Raw genomic sequence first — 16,478 nt, 5'->3', positions numbered from 1 at the left:
GGCGGCATGCGGGAAGAGGAACCGCCGACCGCGGGGCGTCGATTCAGTTCGGTAGTTTCGATGCCGCCGCTCGATCGAGGAGCCACAGCGTGGCGCCCGTGCCGTAGGCGCCGGCCGCCGGGGTTTTCGTCGCGTCGGACGAAGCCCGGGCCGTCGCGACCGCGTCGGCCTTGTCCTCGCCCGCGGCGAGCAACCACACCTCGTGCGCCGCTCGGATCGCCGGGAAGGTCAGGGTGATCCGGGTCGGCGGGGGCTTGGGGGCCTCCCGTACGGCGACCACCGTGCGGGTCGACTCCGCCGTGGCGGCGAAGCCCGGGAAGAGCGACGCCACGTGCGTGTCGGGGCCGACCCCGAACATGGCCAGCGTGAAGGCCGGCACGGCCGCGCCGTCCGATGCGGCGGCAGCCAGCTCCGCCGCATAGCGCCGCGCCGCCGCGTCCACGTCGTCGCCGTCCGGACCGTCACTGGCCGGCATCGCGTGCACCAGTTCGGGCAGCACCGGGACCGTGTCGAGCAGCGCCTCGCGCGCCTGCGTCTCGTTGCGGTCGGGGTGACCCGCCGGCAGGAAGCGCTCGTCGCCCCACCAGATGTGCAGCCGGTCGAAATCGATCGCGCCCAGTGTGGGCGTGAGCGACAACTCGTGCAGCAGCGCGTTGCCGTTGCGGCCACCGGTCAGCACGATGTGCGCCACGTCGAACTCGGCCTGCGCGTCCGCGACCCGCTGGATCAGCCCGGTCGCGGCCGCCTTGGCCATCAGCGCCGTGTCGGCGTGCACCCGGACCGGGCCGTGAGCGCTCACGCGCCGTCGCCCTTCTTCTTCCGGGCGGCCCGCGGCGCCGCGGGCTTGGCCGCGGCGGCCTTGCCCTCGCTCTTGTCGACCGCCTTGCGGGTCTCGACCCGCTTGCCGGCCGCCGCACCGGACGTGCGCTTGAGCGGCGGAGCCGTACCGACCTCCTTGGTCGCCCGGCGCAACGGCGCCTCGCCCTCCTCGACCCGCTCCACGTCCCGCACCGGCGTCTGGGACACCGGCGACTCGGTGAACGAGGCCGCGGAAGGCACCCGCGCCGCCTCCAACGCGGCTCGGGCCAGCGTCGCCGCGTACACGTCGTCCGGGTCCAGCCTGCGCAGTTCCTCGGCGACCAGGTCGGAGGCCTCGCGGCGCTTGAGCGCGACCACGCGGTCCGGCTGGCCGGGCGAGGACAGCGACGCCATCATCCCGTCCGGGCGGTCGATCACGATCTCGCCGTCCTCGGTCACCAGCGTCACCGAGGTGATCCCGGGGCCACCGGTCTCCACCCGCTCCACGTCGACCTCGAGCCGGTCGGTGAGCCACAGCGCGAGCAGTTCCGCACTCGGGTTGCCCGCCTTCGCGCCGACCTTCGCGCCCAGGATCCGGCTGTACTTCTGGTCCAGCGCCGCGGCCAGCAGGCTGCGCCACGGCGTGGTCCGGGTCCAGGCCAGGTCGGTGTCGCCCGGCGTGTACGCGCTCGCCCGCAGCCGCAGCACATCGGCCCGGCGCGGCGGCGCGGCGGCGTCGGTCACCCGACGGGTGGCCAGCGCGCCCAGCAGATCCTTGCTGGGCACCTCCGGCGCCCGCCCGGGCCACCACACCACGACCGGCGCGTCCGGCAGCAGCAGCGGCAGCACGACCGACTCGGCGTGATCGGCCAACTCGCCGTGCATGCGCAGCAGTACGGTCTCGCCCACGCCCGAGTCGCCGACCCGGACCTCGGCGTCCAGGCGCGGAGCGATCTCCTGGCCGGGGCGGCCGATCACCACCAGGATCCGCGACGGGTGCTCGCGGGCGGCCTCGCCCGCGGCCTTCATCGCGTCGTACTGGTTGGCCTCGTCGGTGACGATGACCAGGGTGAGCACCATGCCCAGGGTGGGGCTGCCCATCCCGCGGCGGGCCTCCACCAGTGCGGCATTGATCTTGCTCGACTTGGTGTCCGTCAGATCGATCATCATGGGCGGCGCCAGCTCCGTCCGTCACGTGCGAGCATCTCGTCGGCCGCGTCGGGACCCCAGGTCCCGGACACGTAGGGCTCGGGCTTGCCGTGCTGCGCCCAGTGTTCCTCGATCGGGTCGAGGATCTTCCAGGACAGCTCGACCTCCTCGTGCCGCGGGAACAGCGGCGCGTCGCCGAGCAGGACGTCGAGCAGCAGGCGCTCGTACGCCTCCGGGCTCGACTCGGTGAACGACTCGCCGTACGCGAAGTCCATGTTCACGTCGCGCACCTCCATCGCGGTGCCCGGCACCTTGGAGCCGAACCGCACCGTCATGCCCTCGTCCGGCTGCACCCGGATGACCAGGGCGTTCTGCCCCAGCTCCTCGGTCGCGGTGGCGTCGAAGGGCAGGTGCGGCGCGCGCTGGAAGACCACCGCGATCTCGGTGACCCGGCGGCCGAGCCGCTTGCCCGCGCGCAGGTAGAACGGCACGCCCGCCCAGCGGCGGTTGGCGATCTCCAGCTTGATCGCGGCGTAGGTGTCGGTGCGCGAGTCCGGCGGGATGCCGTCCTCTTCGAGGTAGCCCTTGGCCAGTTCGCCGCCCTGCCAGCCGCGGGTGTACTGGGCCCGGACGGTGCCGCGGGACAGGTCGTCGGGCAGCTTGACCGAGCTGAGCACCTTGAGCTTCTCGGCGACCAGCGAGTCGGCGTCGAAGGACACCGGCTCCTCCATCGCGGTCAGCGCGAGCAGTTGGAGCAGGTGGTTCTGGATCACGTCGCGCGCGGCGCCGATGCCGTCGTAGTACCCGGCCCGGCCGCCGATGCCGATGTCCTCGGCCATGGTGATCTGGATGTGGTCCACGTAGGACCGGTTCCACAGCGGCTCGAACATGGTGTTGGCGAAGCGCAACGCCATGATGTTCTGGACGGTTTCCTTGCCCAGGTAGTGGTCGATCCGGAAGACCGCCTCGGGCGGGAAGACCTCGTCGACGACCTTGTTCAGCTCGCGCGCGCTCTTGAGGTCGTGCCCGAACGGCTTCTCGATCACCACGCGGCGCCACGAGTCGGCCTTGGGGTCGGCGAGCCCGTGCTCCTTGAGCTGGCGAACCACCTCGGGGAAGGCCTTCGGCGGCACCGACAGGTAGAAGGCGTGGTTGCCCTGGGTGCCCTGCTGCTCGTCCAGCTCGTCGATCGTCTGGCGCAGCTGGTCGAACGCCTTGCCGTCGTCGAACTCGCCCTGGACGAACCGGAATCCCTCGGACAGCTGCTGCCAAACCTCTTCCCGGAAGGGGGTCCGGGCGTGTTCCTTGACCGCCTCGTAGACGACCTGGGCGAAGTCCTGGTTCTCCCAGTCGCGCCGGGCGAACCCGGTCAGCGCGAAGCCCGGCGGCAGCAGGCCGCGGTTGGCCAGGTCGTAGATCGCCGGCATCAGCTTCTTGCGGGACAGGTCGCCGGTGACGCCGAAGATGACCAGGCCGGAGGGGCCGGCGATGCGCGGGAGCCGGCGGTCCTGCGGGTCGCGCAGCGGGTTCTCCGGCCACACGGCCGGCTCGGACTTGGGGGCCTTGGGGCTCATCGAGCCGCTCCGTTTGCGAGGGCGCGGGCGGCGTCGAGCAGTTGCTCGAGTCCGGCCGCGCGGTCGGTCAGGTGCAGGCGCAGCACCGGGCGCTCGCGCGAGGTGATCGCGCCGAGGTCGCCGAGCGCCTGGGCCAGTTGCAGGCGGCCGAAGCTGTAGGGCTTGCCGGGCACGTCCAGGTCCTCGGCGTTCGCGCCGGTGATCTGGAGGAACACGCCGACCGCAGGCCCGCCCTTGTGGAACTGGCCGGTGGAGTGCAGGAATCGCGGCGCCCAGCCGAAGGTGACCTGCTCGCCGCCCTGTGCCTCGGCCAGCAGCGGGCGCAACTTGGGCGCGTCGGTGTCGCCGAGCCGGTCCAGGTAGGCCATCACCGCGACATAGCCGTTGTCCGGCACCGTCGCGAGCAGCGCGCGCAGCGCACCGGTGAGGTCGCTCGCCCCGTCCAGGAGTGCGGCGTCGCCGTGCACCTCGACCGCACCGTCGACGAACGCGGGTGTGCCCACGGGCAGCGGGCCGTCGTCGCCCGCCTTGGTCAGCAGAGCGCCGGTGTTGTCCTTGGACTCCTGCACGTTCGGCTGGTCGAACGGGTCGATGCCGATCACCCGGCCGGCAACCGCCGTCGCGTACTCCCACAGCAGCAACTGCGCGCCCAACGGGCCGGACACGCGCAGGTCGGCCTCGGGCCGGTCGATGTCCTCGTCGCCGATCACGGTACGCACCGCGTCGGCGCCCACCGCGTGGTCGAAGCCGGGCGCGTCCATGCCCTCGACCACGACCGGCAGGATGCCGCGACCCTGCTTGCCGGTGGACTCGGCGATCAACTGCTCGGCCCAGTCGCCGAAACCGACGATGTCGCCGGTGTCGGCGAGCACGAGCTTGTCCCGGCCGTGGTTGGCGGCGGCGCCGAGCACCGCGCCCAGCAGCAGGCCCGGGTTGTCCCGGTCGCCGGCGAGCGAGGGGGCGAGCGCGGCTGCGTCGTCGAGGAGTTGCTCGACGTCCACGCCGGCCAGCGCGCTGGGTACCAGGCCGAACGCGGTCAGCGCCGAGTAGCGGCCGCCGACGTTGGGGTCGGCGAGCACGATCGTGTAGCCGGCGTTGCGCGCGGTGTTCTCCAGCGGCGATCCCGGGTCGGTGACGACCACGATCCGGCCGGCCAACTGGTCGTTGGTGAGGCCCTCGTCGAGGAAGGCCTGTTCGAACGCGCGGCGGTGGCTGTCGGTCTCCACGGTGCCGCCGCTCTTGCTGGAGACGACCACGACGGTGCGCTCCAAGTCCTCGCCGAGCGCGCGGCGGACCTGGGCGGGGTCGGTGGTGTCCAGCACGGTGAGCTTCTTGCCGTAGGTGGCGGTGATCACCTCGGGCGCCAGCGACGAGCCACCCATGCCGGCCAGGACCACGTGGTCCAGACCCTCGGCGCTCAAGCGCTCGCGCAGTTCGGCGAGTTGCGGCAGCAACGCTCGCGAGGAGGCGGGCAGATCCACCCAACCCAGGCGGATCGCGGCCAGCGATTCGGCCTCCGGACCCCACAGCGTGGCGTCCGAGGCGACCAGGCGCGCGGGCACCTTGTCCACGACGCAGGCGGTGATGACTTCGGCGACTGCGGCGGCGTGCGATAGGTCACCGGAAACGGTGACGTCCACGCCGCCGGCGGTCACGCGTTCGTCGTTTGCGTGTACCACGGGCGGTCAGCCCTCCTATTAATGGGGTGGGAGTGTGCTGAAATCATGCCCTGATTGCGTGGAGTATCCGTCCTGTCGCCGCCGAACGGGTCACGTTCGGCGGCGACGGGACGAAGGGGTGCTGCGCCGGTCGGCGAGGGAGGCCGACCGGGTCCTGCGGTCCTGCGGTCCGCGCTGCCACGACCTGCGACCACACGGCCTGCGATCCATGCGGTCCGCGGCCGCGGAACGGCCTGCGGTCGTGGCGCGGGTCGTTCGTCGGTCCGGCGGGCGTCAGCCCTTGGCGAGCCGCTCCAGCTCGCCCTGCACGGACGCGAGCAGCTCGTTCCAGGAGGTCTCGAACTTCTCGACACCCTCCTCTTCGAGCAGGTCGACGACCTCGTCGTAGGAGATGCCGAGCTTGGCGATCGCGTCCAGGTCGGCCTGGGCCGACTCGTACGTGCCGTGCACGGTGTCACCGGTGATGGAGCCGTGGTCGGCGACCGCGTCCAAGGTGGCCTCGGGCATCGTGTTCACCACGCCCTTGACGACCAGGTCGTCCACGTACATGGTGTCGCGGTACGCCGGGTCCTTGACGCCGGTCGAGGCCCACAGCGGGCGCTGCGGCCGGGCGCCGGCGGCGGCCAGGGCCTGCCAGCGCTCCGTGCCGAAGACCTCCTCGTAGGCCTGGTAGGCCAGCCGCGCGTTGGCGACGGCCGCCTTGCCGGCCGCGGCCTTGGCCTCGTCCGTGCCGAGCGCCGTCAGCCGCTTGTCGATCTCGGTGTCCACGCGGGAGACGAAGAAGGACGCCACGGACTCGATCTTGGAGATGTCCAGGCCGGCCGCGCGGGCGCGCTCGATGCCCTCGACGTAGGCCTCCATCACCGCGCGGTAGCGCTCCAGCGAGAAGATCAGCGTGACGTTGACGCTGATGCCCTCGGCGAGCGCCTGCGAGATCGCGGGCAGACCGGGCTTGGTGGCCGGGATCTTGATGAACAGGTTCGGCCGGTCGACGAGCCACCACAGCTGGCGGGCCTCGGCGATGGTCGGCTCGGTCTTGTGCGCGAGGCGCGGGTCGACCTCGATCGAGACCCGACCGTCCACCCCGTTCGTCGCGTCGTAGACCGGGCTCAGCACGTCGCATGCCCGGCGCACGTCGGCCGCGGTGATCATCCGCACGGCCTCTTCGACGGTCACGCCGCGCACGGCGAGGTCGCGCAGCTGCGTGTCGTAGACGTCGTTGCCGGTGATCGCCTTTTGGAAGATCGCCGGGTTGGTGGTCACGCCGACGACCTCGCGGTCGCGGACGAGTTCCTGCAGGTTGCCGGACTCCAGCCGCGTCCGGCTCAGGTCGTCGAGCCACACGGCCACGCCCTCGGCGGACAGGCGACGCAGGGGTTCCGTCATGACACTTTGCTCCTTATCGAGTCGGCGGCCGGACCCGGCCGCCTCGTGGGCGGCGGATCGGCGCCCGGCGTGGGCGGTGTCGGGCGGGTGTTGCCACCCGACACCGCCCACAGGGTTACGTGATCTTCAGCTACCGGCGTGCGCCAGGGATTCCCGAGCGGCCGAAACGACCGCCTCGTGGGTCAGCCCGAACTCGGCGAACAGCTTCTTGTAGTCCGCCGACGCGCCGAAGTGCTCCAGCGAGACGATCCGGCCCGCGTCGCCGACCAGCTCGCGCCAGCCCTGCGCGATGCCGGCCTCGACCGACACGCGCGCCTTGACCGACGGCGGCAGCACGTGCTCGCGGTACGCCTGGTCCTGCTCGTTGAACCACTCCAGGCAGGGCAGCGAGACGACCCGGGTCGGCACGCCCTCGGCCTCCAGCACCTCGCGCGCCGCGACCGCGGTCTGCACCTCGGAGCCGGTGCCGATCAGGATCACCTGCGGGGTGCCGCTGGACGCCTCGGCAAGCACGTAACCGCCGCGCGCGGTGCCCTCGGCCGGGCCGAACTCGGTGCGGTCCCAGGTCGGTACGTCCTGGCGGGTGAGCAGGATGCCAGCCGGGCGGTCCGTGGTCTCCAGGATCTTGCGCCATGCCACCGCGACCTCGTTCGCGTCCGCCGGGCGGACCACGTCCAGGCCGGGGATCGCGCGCAGCGCCGCGATGTGCTCGATCGGCTGGTGGGTCGGGCCGTCCTCGCCCAGGCCGATCGAGTCGTGCGTCCACACGTACGTCGTGGGCAGCTTCATCAGCGCGGCGAGCCGCACGGCCGGGCGCATGTAGTCGCTGAAGACCAGGAACGTGCCGCCGTAGATGCGCGTCCCGCCGTGCAGCGCGATGCCGTTCATGGTCGAACCCATGGCGTGCTCGCGGATGCCCCAGTGCACGGTGCGGCCGTAGGGGCTCGCGCCCTCGAGCGGGTTGCCCTCGGGCAGGAACGAACTGCCCTCGTCGATCGTGGTGTTGTTCGACTCGGCGAGGTCGGCCGAGCCGCCCCACAGCTCGGGGATGACCGCGCCGAGCGCGGCGAGCACCTTGCCGGAGGCCTTGCGGGTGGCGACCGGCTTGCCGGCCTCGAACTCCGGCAGCACCTTCTCCCAGCCGTCGGGCAGCCGGCGGGCGGAGATCCGGGCGTGCTCGGCGGCGCGCTCGGGGTTGGTCTCGGCCCACTTGGCGAACGCGCTCTTCCACGCGTCGTGCGCCGCGCGGCCGCGGTCGACCACCTTGCGGGCGTGCGCCAGCACGTCGTCGGCGATCTCGAAGCTCTGCTCCGGGTCGAAGCCCAACACCTTCTTGGTGGCCGCGACCTCTTCGGCGCCCAGCGCCGAGCCGTGCGCCTTGCCGGTGTTCTGCGCGTTCGGCGCGGGCCACGCGATGATCGTGCGCATGCCGATCATGGTCGGCCGGCCGGTCTCCGCCTTGCCCGCCTCCAGCGCCGCGTGCAGCGCCTCGACGTCGATGTCGCCGTTGGCCTGCGGCTCGACCCGGATGGTGTGCCAGCCGTAGGCCGCGTAGCGGGCGAGGACGTCCTCGCTGAACGCGGTCTCGGTGTCACCCTCGATCGAGATGTGGTTGTCGTCGTAGACCACGACGAGGTTGCCCAGCTTCTGGTGACCGGCGAGCGAGCTGGCCTCGGCGGAGATGCCCTCCTCCAGGTCGCCGTCGGAGGCGATCACCCAGATGGTGTGGTCGAACGGCGAGGTGCCGGGGGCGGCTTCGGGGTCGAACAGGCCGCGCTCGTAGCGGGCGGCCATCGCCATGCCGACCGCGTTGCCCACGCCCTGGCCGAGCGGCCCGGTGGTGGTCTCGACGCCGGCGGTGTGGCCGTGCTCGGGGTGACCGGGCGTGCGGCTGCCCCAGGTGCGGAACGACTTGAGGTCGTCCAGGGTCAGTCCGTAGCCGGACAGGTAGAGCTGCGTGTACAGGGTCAGGCTGGTGTGCCCCGGGGACAGCACGAAACGGTCGCGGCCGGTCCAGTCCGGGTCGGTCGGGTCGTGGCGCAGGAACTTCTGCCAGATGAGGTAGGCCGCGGGGGCCAGGCTCATGGCCGTTCCGGGGTGGCCGTTACCGACCTTCTGAACGGCGTCCATCGCCAGCACGCGAGCGGTGTCGACGGCTCGCTTGTCGAGGTCGCTCCAGTCGAGAGAGCTGTTGTCGGGGGTCGGCTTGGTGCTCACCCTGTTCAGGGCTCCTTCCGGGGTCTTCCGGGATAGGCCGAATAAAAGCGGCCGGCTCGGGACCTTCGCCCCGGCGCCTCAGGCACGTGGCCGAGCCTACCGGGGGTGACATGGTCCCTCGCTCGGAGGACGCCCACGCGGGTGGTGACTTTCACTTTGTGGACAGGACGGGAGATACGCGGGGGCCGGGTGCGACCCACGGTGGGCACGGGGCCGGACGCACGGCGACCTTCGTCTCGGCTACCCGGCGGTGCTGCGGGCATGCCCCCGAGGGTTTGTGCCCCTGGTGAGGGACTACAGTTTCCTGCTAGTGGGTCCGGGCCTGGACGCTCCGACGCCGCTTGCATACCGCTTACATATTGACGAGCAAACCGGCTTCCGGGCGACACCCGGGCCCGGCCGAAAACGCTGCTGATGGGGTGTTCGTGACAGCCGTCGAATCCCGACCGGCCGGGCTGGTGGGAAATGCGCCCGCCGGCGCCCGCCCGCCGATGGCCCGGATTCTCGCATTCGTGGCCCTCACCAAGCCGCGCATCATCGAACTGCTGCTGATCAGCACGATTCCGGTGATGTTCCTCGCGGCGCACGGCCTGCCGGACCTGGGTCTGGTGCTCCTGGTCGTGTTCGGCGGCTACCTCTCCGCGGGCAGCGCGAACGCCTTCAACATGTACCTCGACCGGGACATCGACCGGCTGATGCACCGCACCGAACGCCGGCCGCTGGTCACCGGAATGGTGTCGCCGCGCGAGTCGATCGTGTTCGCGAGCGTGCTGGGCGTGGTTTCCACCGCGTGGTTCTGGTTCCTGGTCAATCCGCTGTCCGCGGCGCTTTCGGTCTTCGCGATCTTCTATTACGTGGTCGTCTACACGATGCTGCTCAAGCGGCGCACGCCGCAGAACATCGTGTGGGGCGGCATCGCCGGCTGCATGCAGGTGTTGATCGGCTGGACCGCGGTGACCAATTCGCTGGACTGGGCCCCGGTGGTGCTGTTCGCGGTGATCTTCTTCTGGACGCCGCCGCATTATTGGCCGCTGTCGATGAAGTTCACCGACGACTACACCAACGCCGGCGTGCCGATGTTGCCCGTGGTCGCGGGCAACAAGGTCGTGGCGAACCAGATCGTGGCCTACAGCTGGGTCATGGTCGGCGTCTCGATGCTGCTGTGGCCGGCCGCGGACACCGGCCCGCTCTACCCGATCGCGGCGGCGTTGCTGGGCATCGCGTGGTTGTGGGAGGCGCACGGCCTCCAGCGTCGGGCCAAGGCCGAGATCACGGGTGGCAAACTCAAGGAGATGCGGCTGTTCCACTGGTCGATCACCTACCTGACCCTCCTGTTCGTCGCGGTGGCGGTCGACCCGCTGTTGTTCTGATCCGATTCGGATGCTGCGGTCCGGCTTTTCCGATCCGATCGGCCGCCGGGGGCCAAGTGGATCGCACGATCGAGGGTGACGTGATCCGGACCACGCGCATTCGCCCGGATCCGGCGGCGCGCCCTCGGTAATGTGGGCGCCATGACGGACACCGAGACCACGACGGCCACGCCGGACCCGGGTTCCCCGGATGCGCGGGTCGAGCGACAGGTGCGCAGAATCGCCAAGCACATCGAGCGCTTCACCGCCGCACACGGCGGCGGGGGCGACGCGATCGTCGAGTACGTCGGGCGCGACGCGACCCGGATCGTGCTCGTCGGGGCCGACGGGGCGTGGGGCGACCAGGTCGTCCGCGACCCGGACATCGCGCGGGCGGCCATCGCCAAGGCGGGCGTCACGCTGCACGAGGAGTTCCCGAACGACCTCGCGGCGAAGGTGCGCACGACCAAGTACGAGTGGTCCCGGATGGCGGGCCTGCAACTGGGCGGCTCGCAGGGCTGATCCGGTCGTTCACGACATCACGCGGGCGGCCCCGCGTACGGGTCGAGTGCCCGGAACCGGACGGTGTCGCTGCGACGGTCGAACCACAGTTTGGTGGAGTAGCCGTCGCGGTCGAGTTCGTTCACCTGCCGCACGGCCCACCAGGCGGGTAGGACCGCCGATCCCGTCCCGATCCCCAACAACGTCCGTCGCTCCAACGCGTCCTCCTGATGTCCGCTGCGGGGGGCGCCTCATCCGGATCGAGCGCCTCACCCGGACCACCTGTTGATCGCGCCACATACGCGCCCTAAGGCAGCAGGCCCACCCGGCGGCGGAGGTCGGCTTCGGGGGTCAGGGTGGTCGGATCGATCCGGGTCCGCTCGGGCACGTACCGCTCGTAGAGGGGCTCGCCGCCGCGCGGGATCGGCTGCCGGTCGAGGAGTACGAGCAAATCGGAGCGGGCGCATGCGTACGCCCGGACCGCCCGCACCGCCGCGTCGTGGCGCTCGTCGGTCGGATCCTCGTCCCCGACCCGCACCGCCTCGTGCGCCCGGTCCTCCGCGGCCCGGGCCCGAAAGTACGTCGGCGCGACGTCGTGGTGCCAGGCGGCGAGGTCGAAGAGCAGCCTGTCGCGCCGAGCCGCTTCGAACCGGTGACCCGAATCCTCCGCGGCGCCCTCCGGCGCCGGCGCGAAGAAGGCGAACCCGCGCTCCCGATGCAACGGATGGTCGTGCTCGTGCCTGCCGGTGTAGCCGTCCAGGTCGATGGGCGGCATCGGGGTCGGCGTCGGCTGCGCGGCGGTCATCGCACCATGACAGGGCACGCGTACGGCGTTGTCCAGCACCGGTCGCGTCCTCGCACGGACCGATGAATCGCCGGCCGGCCAGGCGGATCCGGACCCGGGCCCGAGACCGGGCGGATGGCCGACGCCCCGCCCTCCCGTGTCGAGCGATACGCCCGCGCCCACGCCCCCGCACGCCACCTGCGGATTTCGCCCGGGACTACCCAGGGCAACCAGGCGGGCTCGTCCCGGAGCCGTTCGGGCGCCACGTGGGCGTGGTTCGGGGTTCACGGGGGTACGGGTGTTCCGGTCTTGTTCGCCGGGTACAGCAGAGCGGGAAAGTGACATGAGGGACCGAACCGGGGACCTCGACCGGGACCGGACCACGGGACCACACGATGGACCGAAGGAGTGAGAGGGCGATGGCTACCGCTCTGAAGGAGGACGACGCACAGGCCCACGTGCACGGCGTGTGCTTCAAGACCGGCCCACCCGCACGGGTCGGGATCGAGCTGGAATGGATCGTGCACGACGGCGCCGACGCCCGCCGGGAGGTGGCGCCGGAGCGGCTGGACGAGGCCCTGGCCCCCTTGAAGGCGCAGGGGCTGCCGTTCGGCAGCGGATTGACCCGCGAGCCGGGTGGGCAGGTCGAGCTGAGCTCACCGCCCGCCACCTCGCTCGCCCGATGCGCCCAGGACCTCCGGGCCGACACGGCCGCCCTGGAGCAGGCGCTGGCGGCGAGCGGACTGGTGCTCGCCGGCCACGGCCTGGAGCCGTATCAGGACCCGCCACGGATCGTGGACCATCCCCGCTACCGGGCCATGGAGGCGTACTTCGACCGGGACGGCGCATGGGGCCGGATGATGATGCGCGGCACCGCGTCCGTGCAGGTCAACCTGGATGCGGGAGAGGAGGGCGAGGGCCGCCGGGGCTACCGATCACGCTGGGAACTGACCCACCGACTCGGCCCCGTACTGGTCGCCGCGTTCGCCAACTCCCCGCTGTGGCAAGGCAAACCGACCGGATGGCGGTCGACCCGACAACTCGTCTGGGCCCGGATGGACCCCGGCCGCACCCGGCCGCCGGGACCACCGCCGGGAGCCGACCCCGACCCGCGCGCCGCATGGGCGTGCTACGCGCTGGACGCCCCGCTGCTGTGTGTACGCGGCAGTTCGGCGGACGGCTGGACCGCACCCGAGGGGCTGACCTTCCGCTCCTGGCTGCGCGGCGCACCCGGAGTGCGTCCACCCACCCTGGAGGATCTCGACTACCACCTGACCACGCTCTTCCCGCCGGTCCGCCCGCGTGGCTGGCTGGAGCTGCGGATGATCGACGCCCAGCGCGGTGACGACTGGGTCGTCCCCGCCGCAATGGCCGCCACCCTCTTGGACGACCCGGTCGCGGCCGAGGCGGCCTGGGAGGCGACCGAGCCGCTGTGTCCGAACGGCTCGGCGGTGCCGACCGATTCGGTCTGGAGCCGGGCCGCCCGACTCGGGCCCGCCGACCCGGTACTCGGCAAGGCGATTCGGGCGTGCTTCGCGGCCACCGAGAACGCCCTCTCCGACAACGGCACCCCCGGACCGCTCCGTGCGGCCGTCGCCGAATTCACCAGGCGCTACGCCGAACGGGGCCGATGTCCCGCGGACGACCTGCTGGAAAGGACCAGTCGATGAAGTCGTTGAAGCCGTCGCAGTCGCCGAAGGCGTCGAAGCAGTCGAAGCGGTCCCGGCGAGCGAGGTCGCAGGCCGCACAGCCGACCGAAGCCGGCCCCACCCGATCCACGCGATCGGCAGAGCCGACGGACGCGCACGTCGAGCCCCCGGTCGCCGACCGCCGGACGATAGCCCGGGCCGCGCTGGCCCGGGCCCGAGCCCGGACGCTGGCTCTCACCGACTGCCTGACCGACGAGGAACTGACCGCCCAACACTCCCGGTTGATGTCGCCGCTGGTCTGGGACCTGGCGCACATCGGCAATCAGGAGGAGCTGTGGCTGGTCCGCCGGGCCGGCGGTGAACCGGCGCTGCGTCCGGACCTGGACCCGCTGTACGACGCATTCCGTCACCCGCGTGCCGACCGGCCCGCGCTGCCCCTGCTCGGGCCCGAGCAGGCCCGGGAATACGTCGGGATGGTGCGCGAACACACTTCGCGCGTACTGGAATCCGTCGATCTCGACACCGGCGGTGACCCGCTCCTGGCCGAGGGATTCGTGTTCGGCATGCTCGCCCAGCACGAGCAACAGCACGACGAGACCATGCTGGCCACCCACCAACTGCGGCTGGGGGAACCGGTGTTGGACGCGCCCGCGACACCCGGAGCGGCCGACGTGGATGCCCTGCCGCAGGAAGTCCTGCTCGCCGCAGGACCGTTCGAGATGGGCACCGACACCGACCCGTGGGCGCTGGACAACGAACGACCCGCGCACATCGTGGACGTACCGGAGTTCTGGTTGGACACCGTGCCGGTGACCAACGCGGCCTACCAGGAGTTCATCGCCGACGGCGGGTACGCGGACGAGCGTTGGTGGAGTCCGCAGGGTTGGCGACACCGACAGGAGGCCGAGCTCACCGCGCCGCTGTTCTGGCGGCGCGACGGGGAGACGTGGCTGCGCCGGCGGTTCGGCCGGACCGAACCGGTGCCGCCCGACGAACCGGTCCTGCACGTGTGCTGGTACGAGGCCGACGCCTACGCCCGCTGGGCCGGCCGGCGGTTGCCGACCGAGGCCGAGTGGGAGAAGGCGGCCCGGCACGATCCGGCCGGTGGGCGCTCGCGGCGGTATCCGTGGGGCGACGCGGAGCCCACCCCCGAACACGCCAACCTCGGCCAACGGCACCTGCAACCGGCGCCCGCCGGCGCGTACCCGGCGGGTGCCGCGGCGTGCGGGGCCCGCCAGCTGCTCGGCGACGTCTGGGAGTGGACCGCCTCCGACTTCCTTCCCTATCCCGGGTTCGCGGCGTTCCCGTACCGCGAGTACTCCGAGGTGTTCTTCGGCCCCGGCCACAAGGTGCTGCGCGGCGGCGCGTTCGGCGTGGACGAGGTGGCCGCCCGAGGCACGTTCCGCAACTGGGACCTGCCGATTCGTCGGCAGATCTTCGCCGGCTTCCGGACCGCCCGCGACGCGGCGCCCCGGGAGGTGCGCTGATGTGCCGTCATCTGGCCTATCTGGGACCGGAGATCACCCTCGCCGAGGTGCTGACGGAACCGGCGCACGGCCTGTACGAGCAGTCCTGGGCGCCGCGCCGGCAGCGCTACGGGACGGTCAACGTGGACGGCTTCGGCTTCGGCTGGTACCCGGGCGGATCGGCCGAAGCGGGCTCCGGCGACGCGGCCGAGGCCGTCGTGGACGTCGAACCCGCCCGCTACCGGCGGGCGTTGCCGATCTGGGCCGACCCGAATCTGCCCGACCTGGCCCGCACCGTGCGCAGCGGCGCGTTCCTGGCCGCCGTGCGCAGCGCCACCGCCGGCACCAGCCAGGACGAGGCCGCGGCTGCGCCGTATCGGGACGGCCGCCTGCTGTTCAGCCACAACGGCGCGATCCCGGACTGGACCCGGTTGCCGATCGGGCCCGCGCTCGACCCGGCCGACCTGCTGACCCTGGAGGCGCGCTGCGACTCGGCGCTGCTGTGGGCCATGCTCGCGCGCCGACTCCGCCGGCGCGAGCCCGTCGGCGGGGCGCTGGCCTCGCTGGTGCGTGGGATCGCCGAGGTGCGCCCGAATGCCCGGCTCAACATGTTGCTCACCGACGGGGCGACCGTCTTCGCCACCCGATACGGGGACACCCTCTGGTACCGCACCGCCCCCGGGCGGGTCCTGGTCGCCTCCGAGCCCGACGAGGACACGGTCGGCGGCTGGGGCGCGTGGGTCGAGGTACCCGATCGTTCCCTTCTCGTGGCCACCCGCGGCGGTGTCCGCATCGCCGCGATCCGCCCCGTACGGGCGGTCGCCGCACGTCCGCCATCCGCCGCACAGGCACAACGTCCGTCATCCGCCCCACAGGAACGGCGTCCCATGAACAGCCGCTTCACCCTCGACCACCGGCTGCCGGCCGACTACTTCGACACCACCCTGCGCGCCGACGTGCTCCGGGGCCTCACCGCGCCGACCAAGTCGCTGCCGCCGAAGTGGTTCTACGACGCGCGCGGCAGCGAGTTGTTCGAGGAGATCACCCACCTGCCCGAGTACTACCCCACCCGCGCCGAACACGAGATCCTCACCCGGCGCGCCGAGGAGATCGCCGCCGCCACCGGGGCCCACACCCTGATCGAGCTCGGCTCCGGTTCCTCCCGCAAGACCCGGCTGCTCCTGGACGCGCTCACCGCCGCCGGCACGCTGGACCGCTACGTGCCGCTGGACGTGAGCGACTCGGCGCTGACCCAGGCCGGTGAAGCGCTGTGCCGCGACTACCCGGGGCTGCGGGTCGCGGCCACGGTCACCGACTTCGAACACGACCTGGCCCTGGCCGACGAACCCGGCCCCCGCCTGCTCAGCTTCCTGGGCAGCACGCTCGGCAACCTCGACCCGGCCCAGCGTGTGGACTTCTACCGCATCCTGCGCCGTGCCCTGAGCGCCGACGACACCCTGCTGCTCGGTGTCGACCTGGTCAAGGACCCCGGCGTGCTGGTCGCCGCCTACGACGACAGTCAGGGCGTCACGGCCGCCTTCAACAAGAACGTGCTGCACGTGCTCAACCGCGAACTCGACGCCGACTTCGACCCCGACGCCTACGACCACGTCGCCCTGTGGAACGCCGAGGCGGAGCGCATCGAGATGCACCTGCGCTCCCGCGTCGACCAGACCGTCAAGATCCCGACCCTCGACCTCTCCGTCGACTTCGCGCGCGACGAACTGCTGCGCACCGAGATCTCCACCAAGTTCCGCCGCGCCCCGCTGGAAGCCGAACTCGGCACGGCAGGCTTCACCATCCGCCACTGGTGGACCGATCCCCGGGAGCGCTTCGCCCTCCTGTTGGCGGTCCCCACCCGCTGACCCGGGAGGTTCCGGAACATCGAAACGGGTCGAACCCGCGAGGGTTCGACCCGTTTCCGCG

13 protein-coding genes and 1 pseudogene are annotated in these 16,478 nt (G+C 71.8%); 6 read left to right on the top strand and 8 right to left on the bottom strand.

All coding sequences use genetic code 11. From position 1 onward, the window contains the following. Window positions 1–43: 43 nt before the first annotated feature. From pgl to tkt, 6 genes are all read right to left on the bottom strand, one after another. Complete coding sequence (pgl, locus tag ACFZBU_RS07465; protein ID WP_391582542.1) at window positions 44–799, bottom strand: 6-phosphogluconolactonase; 756 nt, start codon at window positions 797–799, stop codon at window positions 44–46. Next, window positions 796–1,968, bottom strand: coding sequence for a glucose-6-phosphate dehydrogenase assembly protein OpcA (gene opcA / locus ACFZBU_RS07460; protein WP_391582541.1), 1,173 nt, complete (start codon window positions 1,966–1,968; stop codon window positions 796–798). The genes pgl and opcA overlap by 4 nt, the downstream gene beginning before the upstream one ends. Continuing rightward, window positions 1,965–3,521: a glucose-6-phosphate dehydrogenase gene (gene zwf, locus ACFZBU_RS07455; protein ID WP_391582540.1), complete on the bottom strand. Its 1,557-nt coding sequence runs from the start codon at window positions 3,519–3,521 to the stop codon at window positions 1,965–1,967. Before zwf ends, opcA begins: the two co-directional genes overlap by 4 nt. Then, entirely contained in the window at window positions 3,518–5,200 is a 1,683-nt protein-coding gene (locus ACFZBU_RS07450) for a glucose-6-phosphate isomerase (RefSeq protein WP_391582539.1), read from the bottom strand. The genes zwf and ACFZBU_RS07450 overlap by 4 nt, the downstream gene beginning before the upstream one ends. 273 nt (window positions 5,201–5,473) lie before the next feature. Further along, on the bottom strand, window positions 5,474–6,586 hold the full coding sequence (tal, locus tag ACFZBU_RS07445; protein WP_391582538.1) for a transaldolase: 1,113 nt from the start codon (window positions 6,584–6,586) through the stop codon (window positions 5,474–5,476). A gap of 126 nt (window positions 6,587–6,712) precedes the next feature. After that, window positions 6,713–8,803, bottom strand: coding sequence for a transketolase (tkt, locus tag ACFZBU_RS07440; RefSeq protein WP_391582537.1), 2,091 nt, complete (start codon window positions 8,801–8,803; stop codon window positions 6,713–6,715). A 425-nt stretch (window positions 8,804–9,228) separates the two neighbouring features. On the opposite strand from tkt, the gene ACFZBU_RS07435 reads away from it, so the two are divergent. Both ACFZBU_RS07435 and ACFZBU_RS07430 read left to right on the top strand, forming a co-directional pair. After that, complete coding sequence (locus ACFZBU_RS07435) at window positions 9,229–10,173, top strand: heme o synthase (protein WP_391582536.1); 945 nt, start codon at window positions 9,229–9,231, stop codon at window positions 10,171–10,173. 141 nt (window positions 10,174–10,314) lie between these two features. After that, window positions 10,315–10,674 carry a hypothetical protein gene (locus tag ACFZBU_RS07430; RefSeq protein WP_391582535.1) on the top strand — a complete coding sequence of 120 codons (360 nt, stop codon included), beginning with the start codon at window positions 10,315–10,317 and terminating at the stop codon, window positions 10,672–10,674. A gap of 17 nt (window positions 10,675–10,691) precedes the next feature. Here ACFZBU_RS07430 and ACFZBU_RS07425 read toward each other — a convergent pair whose 3' ends face one another. After that, complete coding sequence (locus tag ACFZBU_RS07425) at window positions 10,692–10,871, bottom strand: hypothetical protein (protein WP_391582534.1); 180 nt, start codon at window positions 10,869–10,871, stop codon at window positions 10,692–10,694. 89 nt (window positions 10,872–10,960) lie between these two features. After that, the gene (locus ACFZBU_RS07420) at window positions 10,961–11,497 is read right to left on the bottom strand and encodes a hypothetical protein (protein WP_391582533.1); all 537 of its coding nucleotides are present in this window, start codon (window positions 11,495–11,497) and stop codon (window positions 10,961–10,963) included. A gap of 359 nt (window positions 11,498–11,856) precedes the next feature. Between ACFZBU_RS07420 and egtA the strand changes: the two genes are divergently transcribed. The 4 genes and pseudogenes from egtA to egtD all read left to right on the top strand — a co-directional run bounded on the left by egtA (window position 11,857) and on the right by egtD (window position 16,417). After that, on the top strand, window positions 11,857–13,107 hold the full coding sequence (egtA, locus tag ACFZBU_RS07415) for an ergothioneine biosynthesis glutamate--cysteine ligase EgtA (protein ID WP_391582532.1): 1,251 nt from the start codon (window positions 11,857–11,859) through the stop codon (window positions 13,105–13,107). Beyond that, window positions 13,104–14,573 carry an ergothioneine biosynthesis protein EgtB gene (gene egtB, locus ACFZBU_RS07410; protein WP_391582531.1) on the top strand — a complete coding sequence of 490 codons (1,470 nt, stop codon included), beginning with the start codon at window positions 13,104–13,106 and terminating at the stop codon, window positions 14,571–14,573. The genes egtA and egtB overlap by 4 nt, the downstream gene beginning before the upstream one ends. After that, window positions 14,573–15,292, top strand: a pseudogene (gene egtC, locus ACFZBU_RS07405) (ergothioneine biosynthesis protein EgtC); the annotation flags it as partial. The gene egtB and the pseudogene egtC, both read left to right, overlap by 1 nt. 147 nt (window positions 15,293–15,439) lie before the next feature. Next, a complete protein-coding gene (gene egtD, locus ACFZBU_RS07400; RefSeq protein ID WP_391583062.1) occupies window positions 15,440–16,417 on the top strand; it encodes an L-histidine N(alpha)-methyltransferase in 978 nt (325 codons plus the stop codon). Window positions 16,418–16,478 lie beyond the last annotated feature (61 nt).

The organism is Embleya sp. NPDC008237 (assembly GCF_042956465.1).
In the GTDB taxonomy this organism is placed as follows: Bacteria; Actinomycetota; Actinomycetes; order Streptomycetales; family Streptomycetaceae; genus Embleya.
The sequence above is the reverse complement of the archived record's forward strand: the minus strand, read 5'-3'. Positions and strand labels throughout refer to the sequence as shown.

What these genes read in the sequence shown, in the direction of transcription:
- opcA (WP_391582541.1), bottom strand. Translation starts at nt 1,968, where the DNA reads ATGATGATCGATCTGACGGACACCAAGTCGAGCAAGATCAATGCCGCA.
- zwf (WP_391582540.1), bottom strand. Translation starts at nt 3,521, where the DNA reads ATGAGCCCCAAGGCCCCCAAGTCCGAGCCGGCCGTGTGGCCGGAGAAC.
- ACFZBU_RS07430 (WP_391582535.1), top strand. Translation starts at nt 10,315, where the DNA reads ATGACGGACACCGAGACCACGACGGCCACGCCGGACCCGGGTTCCCCG.
- egtD (WP_391583062.1), top strand. Translation starts at nt 15,440, where the DNA reads ATGAACAGCCGCTTCACCCTCGACCACCGGCTGCCGGCCGACTACTTC.
- egtA (WP_391582532.1), top strand. Translation starts at nt 11,857, where the DNA reads ATGGCTACCGCTCTGAAGGAGGACGACGCACAGGCCCACGTGCACGGC.
- egtB (WP_391582531.1), top strand. Translation starts at nt 13,104, where the DNA reads ATGAAGTCGTTGAAGCCGTCGCAGTCGCCGAAGGCGTCGAAGCAGTCG.
- tal (WP_391582538.1), bottom strand. Translation starts at nt 6,586, where the DNA reads ATGACGGAACCCCTGCGTCGCCTGTCCGCCGAGGGCGTGGCCGTGTGG.